Genomic DNA, 3,014 nt, shown 5'->3' with positions numbered 1-3,014 from the left:
GACAGCGTGATGAGTAACAAGCGAAAAAAGAAAGACTCATTTGGGTTGTATGGTTAAGTGACCAAGCGTATACGGTGGATGCCTTGGCAGTCAGAGGCGATGAAGGACGTAATAACTTGCGAAAAGCGTTGGCGAGCTAGTAATAAGCATTTGAGCTAACGATATCCGAATGGGGAAACCCAGCAGCATAAGCTGTTATCACTACATGAATACATAGTGTAGTGAGGCAAACCCGGGGAACTGAAACATCTAAGTACCCGGAGGAAAAGAAATCAACCGAGATTCCCCTAGTAGCGGCGAGCGAACGGGGATTAGCCCTTAAGTCTATGGGGTGTTAGTGGAATGTGTTGGAAAGCACAGCGGCACAGGGTGATAGCCCCGTACACGAAAACTAACCGTAGATGAAAACGAGTAAGGCGGGACACGTGACATCCTGTTTGAATATGGGGGGACCATCCTCCAAGGCTAAATACTCCTGACTGACCGATAGTGAACCAGTACCGTGAGGGAAAGGCGAAAAGAACCCCTGTGAGGGGAGTGAAATAGAACCTGAAACCGTATACGTACAAGCAGTGGGAGCGGTACTTGAGACCGTGACTGCGTACCTTTTGTATAATGGGTCAGCGACTTACATTTTGTAGCGAGGTTAAGCGAATAGCGGAGCCGTAGGGAAACCGAGTGTTAACTGCGCGTTTAGTTGCAAGGTGTAGACCCGAAACCCGGTGATCTAGCCATGGGCAGGTTGAAGGTTGAGTAACATCAACTGGAGGACCGAACCGACTTATGTTGAAAAATGAGCGGATGACTTGTGGCTGGGGGTGAAAGGCCAATCAAACCGGGAGATATCTGGTTCTCCTCGAAAGCTATTTAGGTAGCGCCTCGAGCGAATACCATTGGGGGTAGAGCACTGTTAAGGCTAGGGGGTCATCCCGACTTACCAACCCTTTGCAAACTCCGAATACCAATGAGTACTACTCGGGAGACAGACAGCGGGTGCTAACGTCCGTTGTCAAAAGGGAAACAACCCAGACCGTCAGCTAAGGTCCCAAAGTGTATGTTAAGTGGGAAACGATGTGGGAAGGCTTAGACAGCTAGGATGTTGGCTTAGAAGCAGCCATCATTTAAAGAAAGCGTAATAGCTCACTAGTCGAGTCGGCCTGCGCGGAAGATTTAACGGGGCTAAACATACCACCGAAGCTACGGGTGCATGCCATTAGGTGTGCGCGGTAGAGGAGCGTTCTGTAAGCGGTAGAAGGTGAAGGGGTAACCCACACTGGACGTATCAGAAGTGCGAATGCTGACATGAGTAACGATAAAGGGAGTGAAAAACTCCCTCGCCGAAAGACCAAGGGTTCCTGTCCAACGTTAATCGGGGCAGGGTGAGTCGACCCCTAAGGTGAGGCCGAAAGGCGTAATCGATGGGAAACAGATTAATATTTCTGTACTTCTGCTAACTGCGATGGAGAGACGGAGAAGGCTAGGCTAGCGCGGCGTTGGTAGTCCGCGTTTAAGGTGGTAGGCAGTGAACTTAGGCAAATCCGGGTTCACCTCTTAAGAGAGAATGCCGAGAGCTGATGACGAGTCACTAAGGTGATGAAGTAGTTGATGCCATGCTTCCAGGAAAATCTTCTAAGCTTCAGGTTAGTAGAAATCGTACCCCAAACCGACACAGGTGGTCGGGTAGAGAATACCAAGGCGCTTGAGAGAACTCGGCTGAAGGAACTAGGCAAAATGGTACCGTAACTTCGGGAGAAGGTACGCTGCTGTTGGTGATGGGACTTGCTCCCTAAGCTGACGGCAGTCGCAGATACCAGGTGGCTGCAACTGTTTATCAAAAACACAGCACTGTGCAAAATCGCAAGATGACGTATACGGTGTGACGCCTGCCCGGTGCCGGAAGGTTAATTGATTGGGTTATCTTCGGAGAAGCTCATGATCGAAGCCCCGGTAAACGGCGGCCGTAACTATAACGGTCCTAAGGTAGCGAAATTCCTTGTCGGGTAAGTTCCGACCTGCACGAATGGCGTAATGATGGCCACGCTGTCTCCAGCCGAGACTCAGTGAAGTTGAAATTGCGGTGAAGATGCCGTATACCCGCGGCTAGACGGAAAGACCCCGTGAACCTTTACTATAGCTTGGCACTGAACATTGAACCTACATGTGTAGGATAGGTGGGAGACTTTGAAGCTTGGACGCTAGTCTGAGTGGAGTCAATCTTGAAATACCACCCTTGTAGTTTTGATGTTCTAACCGCGGCCCCTTATCGGGGTTCGGGACAGTGCCTGGTGGGTAGTTTGACTGGGGCGGTCTCCTCCCAAAGAGTAACGGAGGAGCACGAAGGTTGGCTAAGTACGGTCGGACATCGTACGGTTAGTGCAATGGCATAAGCCAGCTTAACTGCGAGACATACACGTCGAGCAGGTACGAAAGTAGGTCATAGTGATCCGGTGGTTCTGAATGGAAGGGCCATCGCTCAACGGATAAAAGGTACTCCGGGGATAACAGGCTGATACCGCCCAAGAGTTCATATCGACGGCGGTGTTTGGCACCTCGATGTCGGCTCATCACATCCTGGGGCTGAAGTCGGTCCCAAGGGTATGGCTGTTCGCCATTTAAAGTGGTACGCGAGCTGGGTTCAGAACGTCGTGAGACAGTTCGGTCCCTATCTGCCGTGGGCGTTGGATGATTGAAGGAAGCTGCTCCTAGTACGAGAGGACCGGAGTGGACGAACCGCTGGTGTTCGGGTTGTTATGCCAATAGCATTGCCCGGTAGCTACGTTCGGAATCGATAACCGCTGAAAGCATCTAAGCGGGAAGCGAGTCCTAAGATGAGTCATCCCTAGAGCTTTAAGCTCTCTAAAGGGCCGTAGGAGACTACTACGTTGATAGGCAAGGTGTGTAAGCGTTGTGAGGCGTTGAGCTAACTTGTACTAATGACCCGTGAGGCTTAACCATACAACCCAGATGGGTTTTACTGACCTTAGTGTTAGAATAGAGCGCTTAAGCAGTGCGAG

At 50.7% G+C, this 3,014-nt stretch carries 1 rRNA gene; it reads left to right on the top strand.

Annotated features, from left to right (window positions below):
• Window positions 1-51 precede the first annotated feature (51 nt).
• Window positions 52-2,955: ribosomal RNA gene (locus ACWXWT_RS20210) — 23S ribosomal RNA — on the top strand.
• Window positions 2,956-3,014: the final 59 nt, after the last annotated feature.

Source organism: Shewanella sp. A22 (assembly GCF_053850585.1).
Note: the sequence above shows the minus strand (reverse complement) of the source record. Positions and strands in the feature narration are given on the sequence as shown.